Below are 25,391 nucleotides of genomic sequence, written 5' to 3' on the forward strand. Positions count from 1 at the left end.
ATGTTATCAAAAAGAGCAAATATTGTTCCTGCAAGTCCAATTAGAAGGCTAGTTCCGTATGCCGATGATGCAAAGAAAAGAGGTATCCATGTTTATCACTTAAACATAGGACAACCTGATATTGAAACTCCAAAGCAATTTTATGAGTATATTGAAAAGTACAAGAATGAAGTTGTTGCGTATACACATTCGCAAGGTATTTTAGAACTTAGGGAGAAGTTTTCGGAGTATTACAAATCTTGGAACATAGATGTTCAACCAGATGAAATAATGGTAACCAATGGTGGAAGCGAAGCTATAATGTTTGCACTTGGTGTGATTTGTGACCCAGGAGATGAGGTAATTGTAATTGAGCCATTTTATGCAAATTATGCTGGGTTTGCAGCGTATTTGAACGTAAAACTTGTTCCCGTGACCACAACACCAGAAGAAGGATATAGAATGCCAAGTTATGGTGAATTTAAAAAGGTTGTTTCACCAAAAACCAAGGCGATTTTATTTTCAAATCCTTCAAATCCAACGGGGGTAGTATATACTAAAGAAGAGCTTGAAGTTGTTGCAAAGTTTGCAAAAGAATATAACTTAACGATAATTTCTGATGAAGTATACAGGGAGTTTACGTTTGACGGGTCAAAAGCACTTTCTATGTTTGAATTTGAAGATATCAGAAATCAGTTGATTATTGTAGATAGTTTGTCAAAAAGATATAGTGCATGTGGTGCAAGGATTGGAACGTTTGTTACTAAAAATAAAGAATTTTACAGTGCAGCTTTGAAATTTGCACAAGCAAGGCTTTGTCCTGCAGAGACAACTCAATATGGTGCACTTGGTCTTTTGGAAGCAGATGAGGAATACATGAAAAAAGTAATAGAAGAATACAAAATTAGAAGAGATGTAGCTTTTGAGGAAATTAGCAAGATACAAGATGTAGTTGTAAAAAAACCACAAGGTGCATTTTATTTAGCCGCAAAGTTGCCTGTTGTTGATTCTGAAGAATTTATAAAATGGATGCTTTCTAACTTTGAAATAAATGGCAAAACAACTATGGTAGCACCTTTATCGGGTTTTTATGCAACACCGGGTTTGGGTAAAAGTGAAATAAGAATTGCGTACGTTTTAAACGCAGAAAAATTAAGGGATGCTATATTGATTATAGCAAAAGCCGTTGAGGAATATAACAAATCCAAGTAACCCGTGCGGGTTACTTGGATTTAAATTTATCGAATATATAGTTAATATTTCTTAGGTAGTAATTTGAATTAAAGATTTCATTTATCTCACTTTCTAAAAGGTTAAATTCTTTTTTTACTTCTTCCTTGAAAGATTTTTTATTTTTCCAACATTGAAGCGCTATCTTTTGTACTCTTTTATATGCCTCTTCCCTTGTGAGTCCTTTTTCAACTAATTTTAGCAACACTCTTTGAGAATACACCAATCCTTTTGTAATATCAATGTTTTTTTCTACATTTTCTTTAAAAATGAATAAGTTTTCGATTAAATACTTTGTTTTTGAAATCATATAGTACAATGTCATTGTAACATCAGGGAACATATAACGTTCAACTGAAGAATGCGAAATATCTCTTTCGTGCCACAAAGGAACATTTTCAAGTGCTGCATTTATGTAACTTCTAATAACCCTGGACATACCAGTTAGTCTTTCACACAAAATGGGATTTTTTTTATGTGGCATAGCAGATGAACCCCTTTGTCCTTTTTTGAACGGTTCCTGTACTTCTAAAGTTTCAGTTTTTTGTAGATGCCTTATTTCAATTGCAATTCTTTCTATACCACTTGCAATTAGTGCAAATATTTCAATTAGTAGTGCGTGAATATCCCTTGGAATAACTTGTGTTGCTACTTTTGTGGGTTTTAGGCCAAGGTAGGATAGCGCAAGTTCCTCTACTTTAGGATCAATATTTGCATAATTTCCCACAGCGCCGGAGAGCTTTCCTATGGAAATTTCATCTAATGCGAATTCCAACCTCTTTATATTTCTTTCTGTTTCGGCACCCCAAGATAAAAATTTTAATCCAAAAGATGTAGGTTCTGCATGAACCCCATGGGTTCTCCCAATTGTGGGTAGATCTTTAAATTCATTAGCTTTTTTTATTAAAATGTTATAAAGGGATTTTAATTCATCTAATATAATTTTAGTTGCTCTTACTAAAGCAAGACTATTTGCTGTATCCACAATATCAGATGATGTGAGACCAAAGTGAAAGAACCTTGATTCATCCCCCATTTTTGATGTAGCAACTTTTATAAACGCAATTACATCGTGGTCCACCGTTTTTTCAACATCTAGTATTTCTTCGACGTTAATGTATGAATTTTTTTGAGCTTTTTCAAAAGTTCCTTTTGGTGCAATTCCAAGTTCTTCGTACGCTCGAATAACGGCAAGTTCAACTTCTAACCATCTTTCATATTGTTTTTTTAATGACCATAAAGATTTTAATGGTTCAAGCGCATATCTTTCTACCATACTTTACCCCCCTTTTCTATTTACATTCAAAGTATAACATTAAAAAATTTTTATGTATGATTTTTAATGAAAACTTTACAAAATTTGTATTTTATCATATAATATACATGTACAATTATTCATATAGAGGAGATGAAAAAGTGATATATGAATTATCTGAGTTTTTTAAAATTTTAAGTGATCAAACAAGGTTAAAAATTTTAGTTTTACTTTTTGAAAAAGAACAAAATGTATCTGAATTACAAAGACAAATAGGTGTTACTCAATCTAATATTTCACACCAATTAAGAATTTTAAGGCAGGCTAATCTTGTAAGGTATAGAAAAATTGGGAGAAATGTGTATTACAGACTTTATGATGAACATGTTGAAATTATAATAAAGTATGCAATGGAACATTTAAAAGAGTTTGGAGGGATTGAGGATGCACAGTCATGAACACCATCATGATGTAGTTGAAAGAAAATTAATATTTTCAGTTATTTTTAATTTTTTAATTACTGCTTCGGAAATAATTGGAGGAATTGTGTCTGGAAGTTTAGCACTAATCTCAGATGCTTTACATAACTTAAGTGATACAGGAGCTTTGCTCATAAGTTACTTTGCAAGGAAAATTTCTAAAAAGCCAGTTGATAATAAATATACATATGGGTATAAAAGAGCAGAACTTGTTGCTTCAGTTATAAATATAACTGTTTTACTTTCGATTTCTTTTTCTTTGATTTTAGAAGGGATAAAGAAAATTTTAAGTCCAGTTCAAATAAATACTTCGATTATGCTAATAGTTGCATATGTGGGATTAGTAGGGAATCTTTTAACAGCAATTTTATTATCATCACATAGTAAAGAAAACTTGAATTTAAAATCAGCCTTTTTGCATATACTAAGTGATATGTTTTCATCTGTGGGGATTATAATTACAGGGCATGTTATGAGTTATTACAATATATGGATATTGGATCCTATAATAACATTTGTAATTTCTGGTTATATAATAATAGAATCGATAAAGATTTTAAAAGAGTCAATTAGAGTAGTTATGCAAGGAATACCCAAAGGGGTGGATTTAGATAAAGTAAAAAAAATTATACAAAACTTTTCATTTGTGAAAGATGTACATCATATTCACGTTTGGTCTTTGGACGGGATTGAATTGTATCTAGAAATGCATGTGACAGTAGATGGTAAAGACTATGATGATTATTTAAGGAGAATAAAAGAGACGTTAAAAGAACATGGTTTTAGACATTCAACTATTCAACTAGAACAGATAAATTGTGGGGAAAATTGTATTGCTGAAATTCAATAGGTATGTTAAAATAAAAACGATGTCTGGGCGTAGTTCAGATGGCTAGAACGCCAGAATCGGGATCTGGAGGCCGTGGGTTCAAGTCCCACCGCCCAGACCAGTATTGTAAACCACGGGATGTTTTTAGATTAGGCATTTAAGATATTTAGAAATGTTACACTTTAGTTAATGGTTCGGGAAAAAGTATGCTGAATTACATAACCGCTCACGTGAAAACACCCCAAAAGTGGTGAACAACTATCAAAGGGTGTTTTTCTTTTTTAGTGGTGAAGTTAGAAAAGCACAATAGCATATATATATTCTGAGTATTTTTTCATTTTTTATAAAATAATTACACTAGAATGATGGAGCTAAGTCTAAGATGAAAAATCTCATAATTTAGAACGTTTAATTCAAAAAAACTCTCTACCAATTGGTAGAGAGTTTTTGGTTTTTATTTGTTTAGAATGAAACAGTTGGTTGGAAAGTGAGGCTTAGATAGACCGTGTAGTCTCCGGCTGGAAGATCTGGATCCACGCTGTTAATTTGAAAACTTATGTTATATGTACCATCACTAATTGGTGAAGTTGGTGCAAATGGTACACCATCTTTTAGAACTATAAAATCTGCGTCAACCCACGCATCTAAACCATTAAAATCTGCATAAGGTATAACTGCAACGTCTGCGTTTGAATCTAATGTAAAGTTTAATACTCCAACCTCTCCAAATTCCTGGTCGTAATCACATATATCGAATTCAGAGATTAACCATTCATAATCTAAATCCATCCATTGATGCACGTAAATTGTTATGGAACTGTCAATTGTATAACTTTCAAATTCACATCCTGGTACATGTACATTTTCTGCTAATAAAACTAATGCAAATAAACTTAATAAACCTACCAATATCTTTCTCATAATTTCCCCTCCTTAGATTTTTTTACCAAGTTACTGTAGGATAAAAAACAATTCTTACGGGTAAGTGATAAATTCCGGCAGGTGTTTCTAAACTACCGGGATCAGATGTTACAGTGTTTAGCGTAAAAAGAATAACACCATTCATTGCTTCTGGAAGCCATACGGGAAGTGATGTATCTGTTCCCATCCTTGTTAAGTCTCCTAAGTTATAGTTAAATTGGAAATAGCTTTCTTCGTTTATTGCGTCAAAAGACTTTACAAAGAAGTATATAGAGATATTTTCCAGAATATCACCAAGCTCATTTCTAAATCTTGGATCAGGAAAGTCAATGCTTATGTTTAAACTTGCGTTGGAATCATAGCCAACGGATAACAAGACAAAACCATCATCATAGTACAATTCATTTGTTTCTTTGTCGCAAATTACAAACGGTGTTGCATCCCATGTGAGGTCTAACCATTGGTGAACACGTATATTTATTTCATTTGATAATTCCAAACTTTCCCAGCTGCATCCTGAAGCATGTATGGTTGTGTTGGATGTGGCAAATGATAATGTGAAAAATAATAACAATAATGTAGCAATGAATTTAATTTTCACTTCTCCCCCTCCTTTCACTTATATTTGGGACAACATAAATATAATAGAATAAAGAAACTGCAAAAATACAGAAGTTGAATAATATTTCCAATCAAAAAAAATATATTTATTATTCAATTTTATATTTATATGTTATAATAATTTTGGAGGTGAAGAATGTACATACAAACATTTGGAGATTTTAAAATTAATGGAAAGTTTATTACTTTATCAAAAAAAGAAATAGAATTGTTGGTATATTCTATAATTAAAAATCCATATGCTACAATTGAAAATTTAATTGAGAACGTATGGGCAGGATTTATTCAACCAAGCAGGAATGATGTGGGAACGTATTTTTCAAAAATTAACAAAAAGATTAATGAGTTTTTTGTAAGGCTAAGGATAAAAAACGGAAAAGTTATAGTTGAAGGAAAAGTAGAGTTAGATACGAAGCTTTTTGAAAAAAACTCTCGGGATTTTCTAAATGATAATTTAAAATTGTTTGATAAGATTTTAGAACTGTACAAAGGTCCATTTTTAGGTGGTATAGATTCTGTTTGGGTAGAAAATTACAGGGAATATTTTGAGGAATTGTTTTTTGAAATGATGTTGGTAATGATAAAAGTAGAAAACAATGCATCAAGAAGGTTGAAAATTTTAGGTAATTTGGTGAATTTGTGTCTTGATTTAGAAAAAGTGAATGATATTTTAAATTTTGTTAGAAAAATAGAGTTTTCATATCAAAGCTATGTAAACAGAGATATATTTGATTATTTATATGAAAAAGATAAGAATCTAAGACATTCAAGATACATAAAATTGATTTTGAAATTAAAAGAAGCAAATGAACTTTTATTTAAAATAAGAAGAGGAGATGTAATTTATAAAGAAAGTGATAAGATTTATTATATTTTACTTGAGACAAGTGGAAATGATGTAAATACTGATATAAAAAAGTTTAGTTATAGGTTAGTTAATATGGGAGTAAAGATAAAATATATAGGTATAGTTAATTAAAAAATTTCTCTGCTAGATGCACTGAACCCAATAAATGAGACACATAAAAAAACACCTCCGGAAGTGATAAAATATAAATACTTTTGGAGGTGTTTTTCATTGGCAAAGAAATGGCAAAAATTCAAAAAGTATTCTTCTGAGTTAAAATATCAGGTTATTAAACTTTTCATTGAAGAAAATCTTCCTGAAAAATTATTGCTTTTCTTTTTGGTATTCCACCAGATAGAGTTTGTCTTTGGATTAATATAGAAAAAATAGATAATAAGCTCAAAAAGATTTAAAAGCAAAAGACCGTTTGAAAAGTTTGTAAGTGATATAACCTAAGTAAAAACAATTGATGGAAAATGGGGTTTGTATAATAATGAAATAATAGAATATTCAATAGGTAAAAATAATAATTTGTAACTAGTAGATAATACAATAAAGAGATGGTTAAAAAGTGGGAAATATAGAAAAGGAGGTATATTACATACAGATAGAGGATTTCAATACACACATATGTTGACAGCAAAGATGTTAAAAGAAAAAGGAATAATCCAAAGCATGTCAAGAAAAGGTGTACCACAAGATAATGGACCAGCAGAAAGTTTTTTCAGTCATCAAGCCAATAGAAGAATATATACGATTCTACAATAAAGAAAGAACCAGGCAAGATTAAAAAACATGGCTCCGGTGGAATACCGAAACCATGCTGTTTGAAAAGTGTATAGTTATTTTTTTTATCCGTTTCACTTTCGGGGGAAGTCCAAAATAGCAAAGAGGTTTTGTTCTTAGAATTCAATTGTTGGAATGAAGGTAAGTACAATACTGACTATGTATTCTCCAGCTGGTAAATCTGGATCTACACTGTTAATTATGTAACTTATATTATATGTCCCATCTTCAATTTGTAATTGTGGAGCGAATGTGATTGGATTACCATCTTTTGTTATTTTAATTTCTCCAGAAACTTTTTCAGCTAAAAGCCCAGAATCTACAAATAAATCAATATTAACATCAGCATTTGAATCTAATTTAAATGAAAGTAAATCAATTTTAGTAAATGGTCCTTTGTAATCAAAAATATCAAAGCTATTGAGTTTCCATTCATAAGTGATGTCCATTCATTGATAAACGTTAACAGTAATGTCAGTACTTATTCTATAGCTTTCACTGTTTGCGACATGAACTTCAGTTGGTTCTGCTAAAGTAATTAATGCGAGTAAACTTAACAATACAACCAATAACTTTTTCATAAAAATTCCCTCCTTAAATTAAAAATTTTTAAAAAGTTACTGTTGGTTGAAAATTAATAATTACAGGCAGACAATAAACTCCAGCAGGTGTTTCTAAATATCCAGGATCGGATGTTAGCGTGTTTAAAGTAAATAGAATACAACCATTTTTAGATTGTGGTAGATCTACAGGTGAATCAAAAACCCCATAAGTATTAGCTTGTCTAAAGAATAACTTGCTTGAAAATAACTGTTTTCATTAGTAGAGATGTCAGATTTTACAAAGAAAAAAATTACAATATTTTCCAGAGCTTTCCCAAAACTGTTTTTGAACGTACCATAAGGGAAATCTACTGATACTTTTAGTTCGGAATTTGAATTATAGTTTATTTCAAGAAATTTGAAACCATTATCAACGTATTGTACATAAGTTTCTTTATCTCGGATATTGAGAGGTGTAGAATTCCATGTAATATCGAACCATTGGTAGACTCTTACATCGATGTCATTAGATAAAGTAAAGTTTGTCCAATCGTTACCGGATTTGTGAACAGAAGTTGTTTGAGCATAAGAAATAAGTAAGACAGAAAAAAGTATGATTATAACAAGTTTTTTTCTCAAAATTCACCTCCTTTCTTTCGTAGCTTCCAGTTCCATTATTATGGTAATAAAATTTTTAAAAAATAATTTAAAAACCAATAAAGAAATTAGTAAAAAATATATTTAAATTGTAATTAAATGGTAAAATATTCTTTAGAAAGGAAATAGGGGTGGTAGTTATGTATATAAAGACTTTTGGTGGATTTAGCATTGAGAAAAATTATACTGATTTTACGAAAAACAAAATAGAAATATTTATTTATTCAGTAATAAAAAGAAATTACATTAATGTTGAGAATTTAATAAATAATGTGTGGTTTGAAAATGACAATAAACCTCTAAAAAAAGATATAGCAGTTTATTTTTCGAAAATAAATAAAAAGTTAAAAAATTATTCTGTAAGGTTAAGAATTAGAAATGTAAGAGTTATTTTAGAAGGAAAGTTAGATATAGATACTGAACTATTTGAAAGTATAGCTAATAAATTTTTTGAAACAAATGATTTAAATTTATTAGATGAGATTTTAAAAATATATAAAGGTCCGTTTTTATTAGAAACTGATTCTTTATGGGCTGAAAGTTATAGAAAATATTACGAAGAGATTTTTTTGAAGTATTAACAACTGCTCTGAAATTGGAAAAAAATTTTCAACGAAGGGTTGATATATTGAGAAAAGTTGTAAACTTGTGTAATGATATTGAAAAAAACAAACGAGTTAATAGATTTTGTAAAAAAATTAGAGTTTTTATATAAGAGTTATGTTAACAAGGAATTATTTGATTTTTTGTATGGAAGGGATAAAAGTTTGAGAAATCCAAGGTATACAAAGGTGATATTAGAATTAGTTGAAAAAAGAGTTGTTGTTTAATTTGAGAAAGGGAGATATTGTTTATAAGGAGACGGACAAGTTATATCAAATATTGATGGAAAGTAATGAAAATAAAGAGGAATCTGTAAGAAAATTTATTGAGAGGTTAAAATCACAAGGAATAAAAATAAAAAAATTTTCTGTAATAAAATAAAACTCCCCAGGTGGGGAGCTTTTTACCATGATATACCTATTCCTGTTCCGAAATTGGATTTGGAGTCTATGGAAAATTTTGATTCGAAATTTAGAAACTTTAAAAGTATTTCAAAAGAGAGAAGTTTGTTTGAATCAATGTACGTACTGAAATTTGTTTTCAGATTTTCAAAGTTAAATTCAATACCTAGCCCTGCTTTTAAGAGTAGGTTATTTAATATACTATCAAAATTTATGTTGGAAAATTCAAAATTTGAATTTGCAATTAGTTTTAGATAAAACGGATTTAAATTAAGTGTATCTTGTAACAAAAAGTAAAGTTTGTCAACAGTTGAAATATTTGTATACGCTCCTATTGTAAAGTTTTTATTTAAGTTAAAATTTGTGCCTAAGTAATATTCATCATTTTTGTAAATTAAAAATGTTTCAAGCTCGTTAAATGATATTGATAGCGAAAAAGTTTGTGAACTTTGATATGTAATTGAGATTTTGTTGGAAGTATTTTTAGTTAGTATGTAGTTTTCTATAGGTTTTAACTTTTTTGTTGTTATTAGGACAATAAATTTTCCGAATTTTCCATTTAATATATTTTTGTATTCTCCTTCTTTAAATGGAATTTGGAAGTTAACTCCATCTTTATCCTTAGTTATTGAAAAATTTATTTCCTTTTCGTTAGTTGTTGCTTTTATGTTTATATGACCCGTTGATTCAAAATTTATGTTGTTTCCGGTAAAGAAACCGCTGGAATTTGTTATAAATAAAGCTTTTGAATTTACAATAGAGTATATATTATCATTTAAATTGAATTTTTCAATTTCTTCATTTGTAAGATAATAAACTATATAGGAAATTGTTAAGTTTTCCGCTTTGCTATCCAACATTTTTAATTGTTTTTTGTAATAATTCCACTTTGAGTCTGGACAATAGACAATTATGCTTTCCGGTGTAGTATAAATATTTGGAATGTTTATGTATTTTATTATTTCTTCTGAGGACCTGTTTAAAGGATAATATACATGTGATTTAAAATATTCAATCATTTTCGGCGAAATTACAATGTAAATATTATCCTTTTTTTCATAATAATAATCAAAATTTGATAGTATTATTTTTAATGCAGTTTCCAGATTTACGTTATATAACTCAACATTAACTATGCCGTTAATATCATTTGGAAATATAATAGTTTTGTTATACATTTGACCAAGTTTTATCAATACATCTTTTATATCTTCGTTTTGAAAGTATATATCTACTGATAAATACAAAGATGAAAGTAGAATTAAAAATATAATAAGTATTTTTTTCATTTCATATCACCTGCCCATTTAGCTTCTAAAGATATTATAATGATTTTCTTATTATTTTTTATTTCATTAGTTTTAAATAAATTTCCTATTATAGGTAAATCTTTTAATCCAGGTATACCGCTTTCAATATTATTTGTCGTTTCAAACGATAACCCAGCTATATAGTAATGTTTATTATACTTTAGATCAAGTGAATTTGAGAATGTTAATCCTATTGTCTTATTGCTAGGGGAAAGTGCTTCCGCTCTAGCAGTTAGATTTAATGAAACATGATCAACAAAAACTGTTCCGCTTATTTCTATTTCATTTAGAAGTTTTTTTTCTATTACTTTATCATTAGATAATGTAAAGTCAATTGTTGTATATGCAGAAATTTTAGCACTTTCATTTGCCTTAAGAAAAATAGTTCCATTCGTTAAGATTTTTGCTTTTCCAGAGCTTATTAATGCGGATATAATTGCAAAAAGATTTGTATCCATAAGGTCTAAGGAAAGTTGTAAGGCGTTGTTGTTATAACTTACCTTTAGAGTAGTTGTTTCATCGTTGGATGAAAATTCTACTCCAAATTTTCTAAGATCTTCTTCGTCAATTTCATACAGTTTAATTTTTATTTCTGCAATGTGAGATTTTTTATCTATTAGATTTATTATTTCAGCAATTTGTGATGCAATTTTTGGTGGAGCATTTATTAGTAATTCATTTTTGGAAGCAGTTGGATATATGTAGTTTTTTAAAACATTTGGTAGTGCGTTAGAAACATTTTCAAAGGTAACATAAGATAATTTTATAATGTACTTGTTTGAAATTAGGGAAAAATTTGGATCGTTAGGATTGGCAGTTCCAACAAAATAGATATTATCTATTTTTTTCCAATAATATCCTAAAGGCAACAACATGTAATCAAGTGCTTTTTCTATTGTTGTGTTATATAGTTCAATTGTTATAAACCCTGTTAGAGAAGGACTGTATATTATAGTTATACCTTCTTGCATTGCAAATTGGCTTAGTGCATCTCTGATGTCAGTTTGATAAAAATACACATCAACACTAAATGATAATACTGAAACTAAAACGATTATTAAAAGTATTTTTTTCACTGATCTCATCTCCCAATTTCTTTTGTATTTGTGAATTTATCATTTCCGTATGGTTTAAAAAGAATAAACGTACTATTTTTAACAATATCATTAAAAGCAAAATCTAATTTTATGCCTTTTTCCTCTTTAGGAAAGATTAAGAATTCATCTGTTAAATCAGTTGTTTGCAATCCAGTTTTTCTAATTATTTTAGTTATTAATATTGTGTTTCCCGTATTTTTGATATTTATTGTAAAAGTATCGGTAGCTACATTGGTAATTTCTGAAGTACAATCAGTTATTAAATTTCCGTATCTTAAAATGACTTTTGGTCGGTTAAATAGAATTGCATTTTCGTTATTTGATTTAAACTCAAAAATGTTATCCCCATCATTCAAAGTTGTTTCTCTACTGTCAAATTTTATAAATCCGTTTATTTTTGAATAGGGTGATAATCGGAGTTTTTTAGGGAATATTTCCATAGCTTTGTTTTTAGTAGATAAACTTATCTCATACGAATTTGGTGATAGGTTTTGGAAAATAACTTTTGCGTTTTTTATTTTTGAATCTATATTTAGCAGTATTAATTCAGGATTAATAAGTAATGCGTTTTTACTGTTCTTGTATTTTTCAATTTTCATTTTAGATGAAGCAGTTACTCTAAGGCCTTGTGAAACACCATCTATTTGAGCTTCAAATGTCCCATTTGGAAATATATAAGGTACAAAATATTCAAACTTTACCGTTCTTTCTGGAAAAACTATAAAGTCAGAATTTGATATGGGAATGGATGTAATAATCCTATTTATTGCTCTTGATATTAAACGTATTTCTCCATTTAGTGCGAGAACAGCATTGCCTTCATTTTCGATTGCTATTTCAATAACACTTCCAAAGTTTCCATATTTTTGAATAAGAGATTTAGAAGCATCTGCTGTTAGGTCGTAAACTTTTAAATCTTTTATTCTAGGTCTCATTATTTTTGATTTTGGGAAATCAAGAATAATTAAAGAGATGTAATCAAAAACAGTTTCAAACATACCTCTTTTTTCACCTTTTTGTTTAAAATGTATTGCACCAAAAGCTTGAGCTCCGTCAAAGTTGTTTGGTATATTTATTTTTATAGGATAATCTATAACCTTACCAGGTTGCAATGTTAGTTCTGTGGATTCCAATGTAATCCAATTTTTGATGCTATATTTGTACTCATCTTTTGTATCATATAAATAATTTGTACCTTCGATTATAAAATCCGAAAGTTCTATTATGACTTCTGCAGCTACAGGTGATTGATTTGCTACTTGAATTGTAATTTCTGTATTATCAAGATTGGGTGTGATGTTTATTCTGTTTACGAGTGGATAGATAGTAATAGTAAAGTTAATAATTGAAAATATAAAAATGAAAATTAATAAAGCCACCTTTTTCATAAGTTTTCCCTCCAATTTTTTGTTCTTTTATTATTATATAATAAAAAATTCATTTTATTACGAATTTTAAATCATATTTATAATAAAAAATTATAGAAAAAATTTAAAGAGATTAATAAGAGATTAATGCGTGATATAATAATGTTAGCAAATCTAATTAAGGGGTGAGAAAATTGATATTTGTAACAAAAGAATTTACTTTCGATGCAGCACATAATTTGATAAAATATCATGGAAAATGTGAGAAACTCCATGGACATACGTATAAGTTATTAGTAACTGTTGCAGGAAAAAAAGATGAAGAAGGTATGGTTATCGACTTTTTAGAATTAAAGAAGATTGTTAAAGAAAACGTATTGAACATTTTAGATCACTCGTATATAAACGAGATAATTGAGCAACCAAGTGCTGAAAATATAGCAGAATGGATTTGGGAAAGGCTTAAGGAAAAATTAAACACCGAGAGATATTTTTTGTATGAAATAAAACTTTATGAAACTCCTACTTCTTATGTTACTTTAAGGGGGAGTTACTAGTGTTTAATAATGTGCCGAATAGAAAAGGAACAAATTCTTTTAAATGGGATTTAAAACCTAATGTGTTACCATTGTGGGTTGCAGATATGGACTTTGAAGTATCAGAAGAAATAAAAGAAGCAATTAAAAGTAGGGTAAATCATGGGGTATATGGTTACACATTTAGACCAAAAAGTTATTATGAGGCTATAATTAATTGGTTTAGAAATTATCATGCTTTCGATATAAAAAGAGAATGGATAGTACCAATTCCTGGTGTTGTACCAGGTATATCTTTTGCCATTCAAGCTTTTACTTTACCAGGCGATAAAATAATAATACAACCGCCAGTTTATAGACCTTTTCATGAAGTTGTTGTAGAGTTAGGTAGACGTCTAATATATAATAAACTAATTGAAAGTGATGGTTATTATAAAATGGATTTTGAAGATTTAGAAAATAAAATAGATAAAGATGTAAAAATGTTGATTTTATGCAGTCCTCATAATCCGGTGGGAAGAGTTTGGAAAGAAGAAGAATTGAAAAGATTAGGAGAAATTTGTTTGAGAAATAACATAATTGTAGTATCTGATGAAATACATGCGGATATTGTCTATAAGAGAAAGCATAATGTTTTTTTGGGCGTAAATGAAAAATTTTTCAAAAATTCAATTGTTTTAACTTCTCCAAATAAAAGTTTTAATATTGCTGGTTTGCAATCTGGAAATGCAATTATACCTAATAAATGCTTAAGGGAAAGGTTTGAGAAGATTATCAATTCACAACATTTAGGATTGTCAAATATTTTTGCTATAGTAGCTACTGAAGTTGCATATAATTATGGAAGACAGTGGTTGGAGAAATTATTAGATTATCTTTATCAAAATGTTTTGTTGGTAAAAGAATTTTTGGAAAAAGAACTTAATATAAAAGTTAGTGTTCCAGAAGGTACTTTTCTTATGTGGCTTGATTTTAGAAAATTTGATGATGCGTATAATAGAGTTTTAAATGCAGGTGTTTGGTTAAACGATGGTAAAGATTTTGGACCAGGTGGTGAAGGATTTCTTCGTATGAACATAGCTACTTCAAGAGAGATATTAAATGAAGCACTAAAAAGGATTAAATCTATAACTTTTTAACCATGCCTTTTACAGGGGTTATTTGTTTTTGTTAAAATTTTTTGGTATGTATGTTTAAGCCTTTGTTATGTGCTTTTTCAGTTGACAACTGTTTGGCTTTTACCCCATTTTAAAAAGATTTTAATAATTTTTATTTTAAAAAATTGCTCTAAAACATGGCACTTAATTCTAAAAGTGCCAAGGACCTACAAGATTTGGTGCTAAAACGATTATTGATAATCTAATGTTTTAGTTTTACTAAGTGTAAGTTTATATACAAGCTTTTAGAGCGATTTTTTGATAATGTTTTTATAAAATAAGTTCTTGTGGAAAATTATATGAGAAGTTATAACTAAAAATTATAAAAGAGATGGTAAAGAAAGAGCGAAAGTAAAAAATTTTATGTAATAGGGGATAAAATAATACATTTGAAAATTCAAATAAGGGATGAATGAATTATTTTTTTATTTTTTCTTTTAGATCGTTGATAAGTTTAGCAATTGCATATATAATTACAAGAAATTCCAATCTTCCAGTGAACATGGCAACGGTTAAAGTCCACATTGCACCAAGTGGCATAGTAGGTTTTGTTATTCCCACAGATAACCCTACACCGTTCATAGCAGATGCAAATTCAAACATAGAACTTGTAAGATCATAACCATATGCAGATAATATAATACTACCTAAAAAGAAGGTAAAGAGATACATGGAGAATATCAAAAATATTTCCTTAACATCATCATTTGTAATGGTATTTTTATTTTGTCCTTTCCATGCAAATATTTTTGTTACGCTTTTTGATGGAAGTAAAAATTCTTTTATAGAATGTAAAACAACTTTTATAGTGATCCAAATTCTGTATTGTTTTAACCCACCCGCTGTGGAATCCATACCACCACCGGCTATCATTAGCGAAGTTAATATAAACATAGCAAGGCCAAAGCTTATCCATATAGGATTTGTGAGATCTACAGTTGAAAAACCCGTACCAGTGATTGCCGAAGAAGTTTGAAATATTGCTTGCCTAAAACCATCCGAGAAATTATTAAATATTTTACCAATACCGTTAATACTTATTAATGTTGAGGTTATAAACACAGTGGAAAGCATAAGCCAAGGCTCTCCATTTTTTATAAAAGCTTTAAAATTACCTTTCCAAAGTGTATAATGAACTCCAAAACCTGTACCGCCTAAAAACATTAATATTATAACTATGATTTCCAAAGAGAGGTTATTGTATTCTCCAATGCTGCCATTTCTAACGGAAAATCCACCAGTTGCAAGTGCAGTTAAAGAATGATTAAAAGCATCAAAAAGTGGCATGCCAAAAACATCTAATAAAATTGTACCAATAATTGCGTAAGTTACGTATATAAATGATATAATTCTTGCGGATCTTTTAATGTTTGGGGCTATGTTGTCTACTCTTCCTTCTGCATGATATAAGCCAAAGCCTTTTGGTCCTATAACTGAGCCCATCATTATAAGTGCAAACCCTGCTCCACCAATAAATTGCATAAAACTTCTCCATACGAGGATTAATTTTGAAACAGTTGTTACGTCTGTAAACATGGTAAGACCTGTTGTAGTAAATCCGCTGGTTGATTCAAAAACTGCTTGAGAAAATGTCAAATGTTCAATAATCATAAAAGGAATAGCACCTATTAGGACAACCGATAACCACGTAAAAAGTACAATAACTGCTCCTTCTCTCACGGTTACCGTCTGAGATGATTTTATGTTGGAAAGCTTAAAAAGAAAGTATCCTATTATAAAGGAAAGGATAGCTGCGAATATAAAAGCAAAAGCATTTTTTGCTTCATTTGGATAGAAAAATACTAAAAATGTTGGAAACAAAAGTAATAAAGTATAATACATTAGAATTAATCCAAGATTGTGTATTATGACTTTGTATTGTTCTTTTTTCTTAGGCATTTTATTCCTCCGTTAATATTTTTAATATTTCTGTTTGAGCTGTAGGAAGACTGACTATATACAATCTATCTCCTGCTTTTATTTGGGTGTTTCCATGCGGAATTATAACTTCCCCTTTTCTTAAAATGCCTCCGACTACACACTCATGCGGAAGGTTTAAATTTTTTAAGAATTTTCCAATAGCTTGTGAATTTTCTGGTATATCAACTTTTAGAAATGATAATTTGCCTTCTTCTATAGCCAAAAATTCTTCTAGCTCCTTTCCAAATAATAGGTTTTCAACAGCCTTTTGAAGCATAGTTGTTGTACTAACAACAGCTGTTATTCCAAGTTTTTCAAATAATTCTATATTATCAGGGTTATTTACAAGAGTTACTATATTTTTTACACCAAAAATTTTTTTTGCAAATTGTGTTATTATTAAGTTTTCTTTATCTTTGTTTGTAAGAACAACTATGATATCTTCTTCTTCTATATCAAGCTGTTCTAACAATTTCTTTTTAGTTGCATCACCGTGTATAACCACTGCTTTGAGGTCTCTTGCAAAATCCTCACAAAGTTTTTGATCTTTATTAACTAGATATGTTTTGTAGCCTTTACTCGAGAATGACTTTGCCAAAAAATATGCTATTTTCTCTCCGCCTATTATGACCACTTTCATTTTAAATCACCAACCAGTATTTGTTTTAGTTCGCCAATTATTAATAAAGTAGGAGAAATTACTTCTATGTCAAATTCTTGGAATAAAGTCGTGTTGTCCGGATCATAAACACGGGTTATTATTCGTTTTGCTCCAAAGTAATATTTACACATTAGTGATATTAGGAAATTTGTATTATCGTCTTGTGTTAATACAAGTACATAATCGGCTTTATTAACTTTTGCATTTTCCAAAACTTCTTTTTCAGTAGCATCCCCTACAATTGTAAAACCCGTAAAATCAGGCGAAAGATTTTCAAACGAGTTTTCTTCTTTATCTATTACTACTACACTATGCCCTATGGATGATGCGATACTAGCAACGTTTCCACCAACTTTTCCACAGCCTATTACTACCAAATAAAGCTCATTTATCTTTCTCATTATTTTCCACCTCATCTAAGGCTTTTGCAGCTTTTAGATGTTTTTCAGCAAGTGTTGCATTTCCTCTTTTTTTTAACAATTCGTACATCAAATAGTGGGGTATAGGTGATGAAGGGGCAATTGCAAACATTTGTTTTATCATTTTTTCAGCTTTGTTTAAATCTCCTGTTTCTAGATATTTGTTTGCTATTCTCAGTGATTTATCAAATGATTCTTTTTCTTCTTCAAGAAGTTCTTTGACTTTGGTTTGTAGTTCATCTTTCGTGAAAGGTTTTGAAAGAAAGTCAACGTTTTCGTATTTGAACATTTCGGAAAGTATTTCAGGTTTTACATATGCTGATACAACTAAAATAGGACAATTGTAAACATTTTTTCTTAGTTCTCTAATTAACTCAAGCCCTGATTTTCCTGGCAATTTTAGGTCTGTAATTATTAGATCATATTTTGTGTTATTTTCTAAAATTTTCTTAAGAGCTTCTTCTGCGCTAACTAATGAATCCACTTCATAGTCTTCCAAAAATTTTTCTATTAGCATCCTTACATTTCTTTCATCATCAATTACAAGAATTTTTTTCATTAGAGTCCCTCCTAAAAGAAAAAAGCTAGGGGAAAATCCCCTAGCTACTATTATATCACCATGTTCATTATTTTGCCAAGCTCAATGAAACTTTCTTTTAAACTAGCTCCACCTACCAATCCTCCATCTATATCTGGTTGTATTATGAGATTGAAGAGGTTATTTGGTTTAATACTTCCACCGTATAGTATTCTAATATTTTCAGCGGCTTCTGGACTATACATTTCCGAAATTAGCTTTCGTATGAATTTGTGTACTTCTTGAGCTTGATGTGATGTTGCAACTTTTCCCGTACCAATTGCCCATACAGGCTCATAAGCAATTATTACTTTTTCAATATCTTTTACGTCCTTTAATCCTTTTCTTATTTGAGTTTCTATTACTGCAAAAGTTAGTGAACTTTCTCTTTCTTCTAGTTTTTCTCCTATGCAAAAGATAGGTTTTAACCCTACTTCAAGAGCTTTAAGTACTTTTTTGTTTATCATTTCATCTGATTCATTGAAAATATTTCTTCTTTCACTATGACCTATTATTACATATTCAACACCCACATCTTTAAGCATCTTCCAAGATATCTCGCCAGTGAATGCGCCTTCATCTTCAAAGTACATATTTTGTGCGGCAACTTTAATTTTTGAGTCCTTTAGAATTTCATATACAGAAGGTATTGAAATAAAAGGTGGTGCAACTATTATTTCAAAGTCTTTTGCTTCGACAAAACCGTTTAACAAAATGGAAGCAAAATGTGCAGCTTCGGTTGGTGTTTTGTGCATTTTCCAGTTTCCAGCCAAAATTAATTTTCTATTTTTTTTTTACTTGCTATTGATGCAATACCTGGCAATTCTTTTCCTTCAAGAAATTCTAGTGAAGCACCTCCACCTGTTGATACGTGTGAAACTTTATTTTTTAGATTGAATTTTGCAATTGCTGCTGCACTATCTCCACCACCGATAACTGTAGTTGCACCCTTTTCAGTTTCAGCGGCTATTGAAATAGCTACTTCTTTTGTTCCAGTTTCAAAGTCTTCTATTTCAAATACACCCATAGGTCCATTCCAAACTATGGTTTTTGCCCCGGATATTTTTTCTTTGAAAAGTTTGATTGATTCTGGCCCTATATCAAGTCCCATCCAACCTTCTGGTATGCCATCATTAATTCTAAATGTTTTTGTTTCAACACCACTTTCAATTTTTTGAGCACATACTGCATCTACTGGAAGAACAAACTCCACGCCTTTTTCCTTTGCTTCTTCTAATATTCTCTTTGCAAGGTCTAACTTGTCTTCTTCTACTAATGATGAACCAACATTTTTACCAAGTGCTTTTAGAAATGTAAACATCATAGCACCACCAATAAGTATTTTATCTGCTTTATTTAGTAAATTTGTAATTACTCCTATCTTGTCGGAAACCTTTGCCCCACCTAATATAACAACATATGGTTTTTCAGGATTTAAAGTGGCTTTTGAAAGAAATTTTATTTCTTTTTCCATTAAAAACCCAGCTACACTGGGGATGTATTGGGATATTCCTACATTACTTGCATGAGCTCTATGAGCTGTACCGAATGCATCGTTTACGTGAATGTCTGCAAGATCGGCCCATTTTTTTGCAAGTTCAGGATCGTTTTTTGTTTCTCCCTTATCAAACCTCGTATTTTCTAAAAGAATTACATCTCCAGGTTTTGCATTGTCAATGGCCATTTTAACTTCTTCACCATATAGTTCTGGGACAAATGTAACTTGTTTACCTAAAAGTTCACTTAATCTTTCGGAAACTGGTTTTAATGAAAATTCAGGTTTTCTTTCACCTTTTGGCCTTCCTAAGTGAGAGAGAAGTATTACAACAGCATTATTTTCAATTGCGTATTTTATAGTAGGGAGAGCTTCAACAATTCTTGTATCATCTGTAATTTTTCCATCTTTTAATGGCACGTTAAAATCAACTCTCATGATAACCTTTTTATTTTTTATATCTATGTCTCTAATCGTTAATTTTTCCATGTAATTTCCCTCCTTTTTAATAATGGGGGCAAAAAAGCCCCCATTAATTTTTTTTATTTATGAAATGTTATAACATCTTTTCGACAAGTTCAAGAGTATCTACAACTCTGCATGTGTAACCATATTCATTATCATACCAGGAGAAGATGTTTACTAAGTTACCATTCATAACTTTCGTAAGTGTGGCATCAAAGATTCCGGCATATGTTGTTCCCACAATGTCACCACTTACAATTGGTTCTGTGTTGTAACCTATTATTCCTTTTAGTCTTCCTTCAGTTGCTTTCTTTACTACTTCGTTTACTTCTTCAGCTGTAGTTGCTTTTTCAACAATTACACTTAGATTTGTTAAAGAACCGTCTGGAGTTGGCACCCTTATTGCCATACCATCTAATTTTCCTTTCAATTCTGGGACAACCAATGCGACAGCTTTCGCAGCACCCGTTGTTGTTGGTATTATATTTACAGCTGCAGCCCTTGCTCTTCTCAAATCCTTATGTGGAAGGTCAAGGATTCTTTGGTCATTTGTATATGAGTGAACGGTTATTAAATGACCTGTTATTATTTTAAATTCATCGTTAATCACTTTTGCAATGGATGCTATTGAGTTTGTTGTACATGATGCACAAGATATTATTTTGTGCTCTGGTTTTAGTTGTTCTTCGTTGCAACCTAGAACTATTGTTATATCTTCACCTTTTGCAGGAGCAGTAATTACAACTTTTTTGGCACCGGCCTTAAGATGTTTTTCTGCTCCTTCTCTGTTTCTGAAAACACCGGTTGACTCAACAACTACGTCAATATTTAGGTCTTTCCATGGGAGATTTTCTGGGTCTTTTTCTGCGAATATTTTAATTTCTTTTCCGTCGATTATAATGGAATTTTCAGTTGCTTTGATTTCGTTAGGTAAAATTTTGTGAACGGAATCATATTTGAAAAGATGGGCTAATGTTTTTGCATCAGTCAAATCGTTAATTGCAACAATGTCAATGTCACTATTGCGGCGTATGAGTTCCCTAAGTACTAATCTTCCAATTCTTCCAAAACCGTTAATGGCTATTCTCATGTTTTTCCCTCCTTTTATCATGGTCCTTCGTGAAAAATTTTACTATCTTTTTTTAACAATCATTCATCAAATTTGATAAAGATTTTGTTACAATTAGTATAAAAACTCTATAGTGTGAATATTATCTGTTCTAATAAACATTACTCCTATAGCTGTTTCTATCAAAAAGCTATTTGACTCAAACTTAAGTATTTTTGAATAGATTTTTGCCCCATCTTTTAAAATAAAAACAGTTGAATACTTTGTATTTTCTGGATAGACGACCAATTTTATTAAATTTGTTGGAATGGATATAATTCCTCTTTCAACTGTGAAAGTAATTACATCTCCAAGTCTGGACGAAAAGTTAGCACTAAATGTTCCATTGTTTTTTAATGTTATTTTTAATTTATCTGTTTTCCCTGGAATTATAGATGTTGTTTGTTTGTTTGCTAATGGTTTTTCCGTTTCGGCAAAGTTTGAGTACTTAATTGCATTTCTACTTGAAAAAACAAAAGTACCGTTATCTGGTAATAATACAGTTCCAGAGTTTCCATCAAATTTAGTTAATTTGCCTGGAATGTTAATCCATTCATTTTCGTTAGGTTCTATCCATATACCAACAATTGGTGTTGCTGTTTCATCAAAATAAATTTCTTTTACCAAATCAGTGTATGAGACAATTTGTCCTACTATTGATTTTATGCTTATTATGTTTGAATTAACAGTTTGAATTTCTCCTTTTATTTGACTTCCATCCTTTAGTACAATTGTCTCAGAAAAGGAAACAGTTGTTAGAATTAATAATAGAAAAAGGAATTTTTTCATCTTTTTTCCTCCTTACAAACTTAATTCGAAAAAAGCACTAATTTCAATTATATTTTTGTCCTTATCGGAAGGAGAAAAATACGGCAACTTATTTGCATCATCTGGTATTACTTTTTCAAGGACATTAAATATTTTTCCAAATTTTGACCTTATTCCCAAAGTAATTATATCAAAATTTTTTACTATATTTAAATAAAAAAACACACATTTTTCCAGTTTACTTTCGTTTAATAGGTTAAAGTTTGGTTCAAAGGTATCTTTATCTGTCCAAGGATTTATAGGGGATTTTGTTCCTGACACAACCAATTCGACGGCGGTGTTAAATTTAATATTACCATTATATTCTGCAGCCACCATAAAAGCAATATTGTTTTCACCATATTTATAGCCCACATATGTATCTTCATAGCTAATGGGATATCCATTTATTTCGAGTGTATTATAGTAAGTATATCCATAATAAAAAGCATTACTTGAGGTAGCTATGCTTGATGGTTGAAATGTATATTTTGTGGCTCCTGCGTGAAAAAGCTTTATTTTTAATTTGTTGTATTGAAAAACGGTTCCAAAAGACCAAGCCATTTTATCTACAGTATCGTTTTGCGGGTTAAAAAATCTATTTGCGTTAAAATCATCAATTAATATTTGTCCAAAGATTGTATATTTTTCTCCTTTGTAGTTACCAAAAAAGCCCATTAGACTATTATCGTTAAAGATATTTCCATAGAGGTTATTTACTCTGTAGTATTGAATAAAAAAATTTGGGAGTGGATTTGATAGATATTCAAAATCGAAGATTCTGTTTACATATACTGCGGTTTCTTCAAAGCCAAATGTAAAGTTATTTAATTTAATTGCGTAATATTTGAGGTTTATTCCTTTGTTAATTGTTTCGTTTGCTTTGTAAGAAGAAAGCATATACCTTGATTCATATAAAAATTTTTGATCTTCGTATTTTATTGAAATAATTGGTTTAGAATGGCCTAGGGAAGATATAAACAAAGAATAAGGTGAATTGATTATATCGTAATTCTTAAAATTTCCCATTTTAACTTCTATATTTTCTAAAGAGAGTATTATTCCAGCATCTTGGAATTTTATATAGTAGTCTTTATAAAATTCATTGTAAAATGGAGGGTATTTTCCGTCATTTGAAAATTTCATGGATGCTATGAATTTGAAATTATCCGATGTATATGAAATCTTTGGAATAAATGTGTTTGAAAAATATTTAGTGCCGTTGAATATGGTATTTTCATAAAATATCGAAAAATTCACTGAAAATATGATAAGTGGTAAAATGGTAATTGCAAAGATAAATATTTTTTTCATCTTAATTCCTCCTATATTTTTTTGGCTATTGAAATTAAGTATTGTACTGTATCATCAAAACTCATGCTTTCATCTATTGATTGTTTTAGAAATTTATTTATTTCATCAATTAATTCAATGGATTTATCTATTTTTGGATTTGTTCCTTTTTTATATGCACCAACATCGATTAAATCCTTTGCATCGTAATATGTTGCTATTAAGTCTTTAAGTTTCATAGCGGAAATTTTATGTTCTTTTGTTACAATGTCGTTCATTAATCTACTCACACTCATTAATACGTCAATTGCAGGATAATGTGCTGATTCTGCAAGTTTTCTCGAAAGGATTATATGACCGTCTACTATTCCTCTAACCGTATCTGAAATAGGCTCATTAAAGTCATCGGCTTCTACAAGAACAGTGTAAATACCTGTTATACTTCCTTTGTCAGAATTTCCAGCTCTTTCTAATATTTTTGGTAATCCAGCAAAAACACTTGGTGGATAACCTCTTGTTGTTGGCGGTTCACCGGTTGCAAGTCCCACTTCCCTTTGTGCCATAGCCCATCTGGTTAAAGAATCTACCATCAACAACACGTTGTATCCCTTATCTCTGAAATATTCTGCTATCGATGTTGCTGTTAAAAGTGCTTTTACTCTAAGTAAGGCAGGTTGGTCGGATGTAGAAACAACGACAATTGAACGTTTTAATCCTTCTTTTTTTAAGTCTTTTTCTATAAATTCCCTAACTTCTCTTCCTCTTTCACCAATTAGAGAAATTACGTTTATATCGGCAGAAGTATTTCTAGCTATCATACCAAGTAGCGTACTTTTTCCCACACCACTACCAGCAAAAATACCAATTCTTTGACCGTATCCAAGAGTTAGAAAACCATCAATTGCCCTTATTCCAACTGAAATAGGCGTCGTTATTCTTTTTCTAATGAGCGGATTTGGTGCTTCTCGAACTATTGGAATTTTTTCTTTAGAAAGAATTTTCTTACCATCTAGAGGCCTTCCGAGAGCATCAACTACCCTACCCAAGAGTTCTTCGGATACAGGTATACTTACATATTGGTTGGTTTTTATTACTTGACACCCTTTTTTTAAACCAGAAATATCTTCTAATGGCATTAATATAACGCCATTTTCGTTAAACCCTACTACTTCTGCGTATGACTTTTTGTATTCTGTGATTATCTTACAAAGTTCTCCCAAAAAGGCATCTGGACCTTTTGATTCTATTGTGAGTCCCACTATTTTACTGACTGCCCCTATTTTTTGATAAGGATTGTACTCGGATAATCTTTTTTTTAACAATTCCAGTCTATCCATTTTTTAAAACCTCATCTATGATTTCATTTATTAATTTCATTTGAAATTTTAAATCCGTGTTTATATTTCCCATTTCTGTTTCAGCTACAACACCATATTGAACATTTGAATCTTCTATTATTTCAATTCCTTTATTCCTTAAGTTTGATAAAATATCTTCATCTAGAAGTTTTAAATCATCGGGATTAATATATAGTTTTATTTTTTTCATTCCAATGATATGAGTTAGTATTTTATTTAATTTTCTTTTTGTAGTTTCTTCATCTATTTCTTTTTCTAGAAGTTTTGTAACTATTATTTTTGTGATTTCCAACAAATCGTTTTCAATTTTTTTAGTTGTTTTATCTATAGTTTCTTCAAATTTTTTTGCTAAAAAGTTTATTCTTTCATTTAAGGTTTTTACCATGTTTTCTATACTTTGTTTCTGGGTTGTTATTAATTCTTCTTTTTCCTTTATCGCTTCTTTTTTTATATTTTCAGACTTTTGTTTAGCAATTTCAATAATTTCACTTGCTTTTTGTTTTGCCTGATTAATTATTTCATCTGCCTTTCTTTTGGCTTCTTCGATTATTCTTTTTTGTTCTTCTAAAATTTTTAAGTTATTTTCAGATGATTTTTCAATTTTTTTTTCGTTAATTGTTTGTGGGGTATCTATATATACATATCTTTTTTTTATTATCATACTAAACACC

General features: G+C 29.9%; 31 protein-coding genes and 1 tRNA gene. 12 read left to right on the forward strand and 20 right to left on the reverse strand.

What is annotated here, in order from left to right:
- On the forward strand, nucleotides 1–1,191 hold the full coding sequence (locus tag TMEL_RS06410) for a pyridoxal phosphate-dependent aminotransferase (RefSeq protein ID WP_012057454.1): 1,191 nt from the start codon (nucleotides 1–3) through the stop codon (nucleotides 1,189–1,191).
- Between the two features lie 10 nt (nucleotides 1,192–1,201).
- On the opposite strand, the gene purB is transcribed toward TMEL_RS06410, so the two are convergent.
- Entirely contained in the window at nucleotides 1,202–2,485 is a 1,284-nt protein-coding gene (gene purB, locus TMEL_RS06415; protein WP_012057455.1) for an adenylosuccinate lyase, read from the reverse strand.
- Between the two features lie 56 nt (nucleotides 2,486–2,541).
- Here purB and TMEL_RS06420 point away from each other — a divergent pair, with 56 nt between their 5' ends.
- The 3 genes from TMEL_RS06420 to TMEL_RS06430 all read left to right on the forward strand — a co-directional run bounded on the left by TMEL_RS06420 (nucleotide 2,542) and on the right by TMEL_RS06430 (nucleotide 3,893).
- A complete protein-coding gene (locus TMEL_RS06420; RefSeq protein WP_238375204.1) occupies nucleotides 2,542–2,922 on the forward strand; it encodes an ArsR/SmtB family transcription factor in 381 nt (126 codons plus the stop codon).
- Entirely contained in the window at nucleotides 2,909–3,793 is an 885-nt protein-coding gene (locus TMEL_RS06425) for a cation diffusion facilitator family transporter (protein ID WP_012057457.1), read from the forward strand. Before TMEL_RS06420 ends, TMEL_RS06425 begins: the two co-directional genes overlap by 14 nt.
- Nucleotides 3,794–3,816: 23 nt before the next feature.
- Nucleotides 3,817–3,893: transfer RNA gene (locus TMEL_RS06430), tRNA-Pro, on the forward strand.
- A gap of 341 nt (nucleotides 3,894–4,234) precedes the next feature.
- Here the strand turns inward: TMEL_RS06430 and TMEL_RS06435 are convergent.
- On the reverse strand, nucleotides 4,235–4,693 hold the full coding sequence (locus TMEL_RS06435; RefSeq protein ID WP_012057458.1) for a hypothetical protein: 459 nt from the start codon (nucleotides 4,691–4,693) through the stop codon (nucleotides 4,235–4,237).
- A 22-nt stretch (nucleotides 4,694–4,715) separates the two neighbouring features.
- The gene (locus tag TMEL_RS06440) at nucleotides 4,716–5,294 is read right to left on the reverse strand and encodes a hypothetical protein (protein ID WP_012057459.1); all 579 of its coding nucleotides are present in this window, start codon (nucleotides 5,292–5,294) and stop codon (nucleotides 4,716–4,718) included.
- Between the two features lie 156 nt (nucleotides 5,295–5,450).
- Between TMEL_RS06440 and TMEL_RS06445 the strand changes: the two genes are divergently transcribed.
- The 3 genes from TMEL_RS06445 (at nucleotide 5,451) to TMEL_RS10545 (ending at nucleotide 6,929) form a co-directional block, all read left to right on the forward strand.
- The gene (locus TMEL_RS06445) at nucleotides 5,451–6,293 is read left to right on the forward strand and encodes a transcriptional regulator (RefSeq protein WP_012057460.1); all 843 of its coding nucleotides are present in this window, start codon (nucleotides 5,451–5,453) and stop codon (nucleotides 6,291–6,293) included.
- Nucleotides 6,294–6,392: 99 nt separating this feature from the next.
- Nucleotides 6,393–6,542, forward strand: coding sequence for a hypothetical protein (locus TMEL_RS10305; protein WP_155760990.1), 150 nt, complete (start codon nucleotides 6,393–6,395; stop codon nucleotides 6,540–6,542).
- Between the two features lie 249 nt (nucleotides 6,543–6,791).
- Entirely contained in the window at nucleotides 6,792–6,929 is a 138-nt protein-coding gene (locus tag TMEL_RS10545; protein WP_219335464.1) for a hypothetical protein, read from the forward strand.
- Between the two features lie 134 nt (nucleotides 6,930–7,063).
- On the opposite strand, the gene TMEL_RS06450 is transcribed toward TMEL_RS10545, so the two are convergent.
- The 3 genes from TMEL_RS06450 to TMEL_RS06455 form a co-directional block, all read right to left on the reverse strand.
- The gene (locus tag TMEL_RS06450) at nucleotides 7,064–7,396 is read right to left on the reverse strand and encodes an immunoglobulin domain-containing protein (protein WP_012057461.1); all 333 of its coding nucleotides are present in this window, start codon (nucleotides 7,394–7,396) and stop codon (nucleotides 7,064–7,066) included.
- On the reverse strand, nucleotides 7,397–7,528 hold the full coding sequence (locus TMEL_RS10685) for a hypothetical protein (protein ID WP_012057462.1): 132 nt from the start codon (nucleotides 7,526–7,528) through the stop codon (nucleotides 7,397–7,399).
- Nucleotides 7,529–7,693: 165 nt separating this feature from the next.
- Nucleotides 7,694–8,128: a hypothetical protein gene (locus TMEL_RS06455; protein ID WP_231109725.1), complete on the reverse strand. Its 435-nt coding sequence runs from the start codon at nucleotides 8,126–8,128 to the stop codon at nucleotides 7,694–7,696.
- Between the two features lie 158 nt (nucleotides 8,129–8,286).
- On the opposite strand from TMEL_RS06455, the gene TMEL_RS06460 reads away from it, so the two are divergent.
- From TMEL_RS06460 to TMEL_RS10315, 3 genes are all read left to right on the forward strand, one after another.
- The gene (locus TMEL_RS06460) at nucleotides 8,287–8,727 is read left to right on the forward strand and encodes a hypothetical protein (RefSeq protein ID WP_041426054.1); all 441 of its coding nucleotides are present in this window, start codon (nucleotides 8,287–8,289) and stop codon (nucleotides 8,725–8,727) included.
- Nucleotides 8,728–8,799: 72 nt separating this feature from the next.
- Nucleotides 8,800–8,976, forward strand: coding sequence for a hypothetical protein (locus TMEL_RS10310; protein ID WP_155760991.1), 177 nt, complete (start codon nucleotides 8,800–8,802; stop codon nucleotides 8,974–8,976).
- A gap of 1 nt (nucleotide 8,977) precedes the next feature.
- Nucleotides 8,978–9,130: a hypothetical protein gene (locus TMEL_RS10315; protein ID WP_155760992.1), complete on the forward strand. Its 153-nt coding sequence runs from the start codon at nucleotides 8,978–8,980 to the stop codon at nucleotides 9,128–9,130.
- Between the two features lie 22 nt (nucleotides 9,131–9,152).
- Here the strand turns inward: TMEL_RS10315 and TMEL_RS06465 are convergent, their stop codons facing one another.
- The 3 genes from TMEL_RS06465 to TMEL_RS06475 are packed head-to-tail and all read right to left on the reverse strand — an operon-like array spanning nucleotide 9,153 to nucleotide 12,945.
- Nucleotides 9,153–10,439, reverse strand: a complete 1,287-nt coding sequence (locus tag TMEL_RS06465; RefSeq protein ID WP_012057463.1) for a secretin and TonB N-terminal domain-containing protein — start codon at nucleotides 10,437–10,439, stop codon at nucleotides 9,153–9,155.
- Nucleotides 10,436–11,545, reverse strand: coding sequence for a type IV pilus secretin PilQ (locus tag TMEL_RS06470; RefSeq protein WP_012057464.1), 1,110 nt, complete (start codon nucleotides 11,543–11,545; stop codon nucleotides 10,436–10,438). Before TMEL_RS06470 ends, TMEL_RS06465 begins: the two co-directional genes overlap by 4 nt.
- Nucleotides 11,542–12,945, reverse strand: a complete 1,404-nt coding sequence (locus tag TMEL_RS06475; protein ID WP_012057465.1) for a hypothetical protein — start codon at nucleotides 12,943–12,945, stop codon at nucleotides 11,542–11,544. The genes TMEL_RS06470 and TMEL_RS06475 overlap by 4 nt, the downstream gene beginning before the upstream one ends.
- 173 nt (nucleotides 12,946–13,118) lie before the next feature.
- On the opposite strand from TMEL_RS06475, the gene queD reads away from it, so the two are divergent.
- Both queD and TMEL_RS06485 read left to right on the forward strand, forming a co-directional pair.
- Nucleotides 13,119–13,481 carry a 6-carboxytetrahydropterin synthase QueD gene (gene queD / locus TMEL_RS06480; RefSeq protein ID WP_012057466.1) on the forward strand — a complete coding sequence of 121 codons (363 nt, stop codon included), beginning with the start codon at nucleotides 13,119–13,121 and terminating at the stop codon, nucleotides 13,479–13,481.
- Complete coding sequence (locus TMEL_RS06485) at nucleotides 13,481–14,599, forward strand: MalY/PatB family protein (RefSeq protein WP_012057467.1); 1,119 nt, start codon at nucleotides 13,481–13,483, stop codon at nucleotides 14,597–14,599. The genes queD and TMEL_RS06485 overlap by 1 nt, the downstream gene beginning before the upstream one ends.
- Before the next feature lie 435 nt (nucleotides 14,600–15,034).
- Here TMEL_RS06485 and TMEL_RS06490 read toward each other — a convergent pair whose 3' ends face one another.
- The 11 genes from TMEL_RS06490 to TMEL_RS06540 form a co-directional block, all read right to left on the reverse strand.
- Entirely contained in the window at nucleotides 15,035–16,516 is a 1,482-nt protein-coding gene (locus TMEL_RS06490) for a TrkH family potassium uptake protein (RefSeq protein WP_012057468.1), read from the reverse strand.
- A 1-nt stretch (nucleotide 16,517) separates the two neighbouring features.
- A complete protein-coding gene (locus TMEL_RS06495; protein ID WP_012057469.1) occupies nucleotides 16,518–17,177 on the reverse strand; it encodes a potassium channel family protein in 660 nt (219 codons plus the stop codon).
- Nucleotides 17,174–17,599, reverse strand: coding sequence for a potassium channel family protein (locus TMEL_RS06500; protein WP_012057470.1), 426 nt, complete (start codon nucleotides 17,597–17,599; stop codon nucleotides 17,174–17,176). Before TMEL_RS06500 ends, TMEL_RS06495 begins: the two co-directional genes overlap by 4 nt.
- Complete coding sequence (locus TMEL_RS06505) at nucleotides 17,583–18,176, reverse strand: response regulator (protein ID WP_012057471.1); 594 nt, start codon at nucleotides 18,174–18,176, stop codon at nucleotides 17,583–17,585. Before TMEL_RS06505 ends, TMEL_RS06500 begins: the two co-directional genes overlap by 17 nt.
- A gap of 50 nt (nucleotides 18,177–18,226) precedes the next feature.
- Nucleotides 18,227–18,967 (reverse strand): triose-phosphate isomerase, encoded by a 741-nt coding sequence (gene tpiA, locus TMEL_RS06510; RefSeq protein WP_372236603.1) that lies wholly within the window; start codon nucleotides 18,965–18,967, stop codon nucleotides 18,227–18,229.
- 2 nt (nucleotides 18,968–18,969) lie between these two features.
- Nucleotides 18,970–20,178: a phosphoglycerate kinase gene (locus TMEL_RS06515; protein WP_012057473.1), complete on the reverse strand. Its 1,209-nt coding sequence runs from the start codon at nucleotides 20,176–20,178 to the stop codon at nucleotides 18,970–18,972.
- A 67-nt stretch (nucleotides 20,179–20,245) separates the two neighbouring features.
- The gene (gene gap / locus TMEL_RS06520; RefSeq protein WP_012057474.1) at nucleotides 20,246–21,244 is read right to left on the reverse strand and encodes a type I glyceraldehyde-3-phosphate dehydrogenase; all 999 of its coding nucleotides are present in this window, start codon (nucleotides 21,242–21,244) and stop codon (nucleotides 20,246–20,248) included.
- Nucleotides 21,245–21,337: 93 nt separating this feature from the next.
- The gene (locus TMEL_RS06525; protein WP_012057475.1) at nucleotides 21,338–22,051 is read right to left on the reverse strand and encodes a hypothetical protein; all 714 of its coding nucleotides are present in this window, start codon (nucleotides 22,049–22,051) and stop codon (nucleotides 21,338–21,340) included.
- A 12-nt stretch (nucleotides 22,052–22,063) separates the two neighbouring features.
- Nucleotides 22,064–23,383: a hypothetical protein gene (locus TMEL_RS06530; RefSeq protein ID WP_012057476.1), complete on the reverse strand. Its 1,320-nt coding sequence runs from the start codon at nucleotides 23,381–23,383 to the stop codon at nucleotides 22,064–22,066.
- Between the two features lie 11 nt (nucleotides 23,384–23,394).
- The gene (gene fliI / locus TMEL_RS06535) at nucleotides 23,395–24,699 is read right to left on the reverse strand and encodes a flagellar protein export ATPase FliI (protein WP_012057477.1); all 1,305 of its coding nucleotides are present in this window, start codon (nucleotides 24,697–24,699) and stop codon (nucleotides 23,395–23,397) included.
- Nucleotides 24,692–25,381: a FliH/SctL family protein gene (locus tag TMEL_RS06540; RefSeq protein WP_012057478.1), complete on the reverse strand. Its 690-nt coding sequence runs from the start codon at nucleotides 25,379–25,381 to the stop codon at nucleotides 24,692–24,694. The genes fliI and TMEL_RS06540 overlap by 8 nt, the downstream gene beginning before the upstream one ends.
- Between the last annotated feature and the right edge of the window lie 10 nt (nucleotides 25,382–25,391).

It is taken from the genome of Thermosipho melanesiensis BI429, assembly GCF_000016905.1.
Lineage (GTDB): Bacteria > Thermotogota > Thermotogae > Thermotogales > Fervidobacteriaceae > Thermosipho > Thermosipho melanesiensis.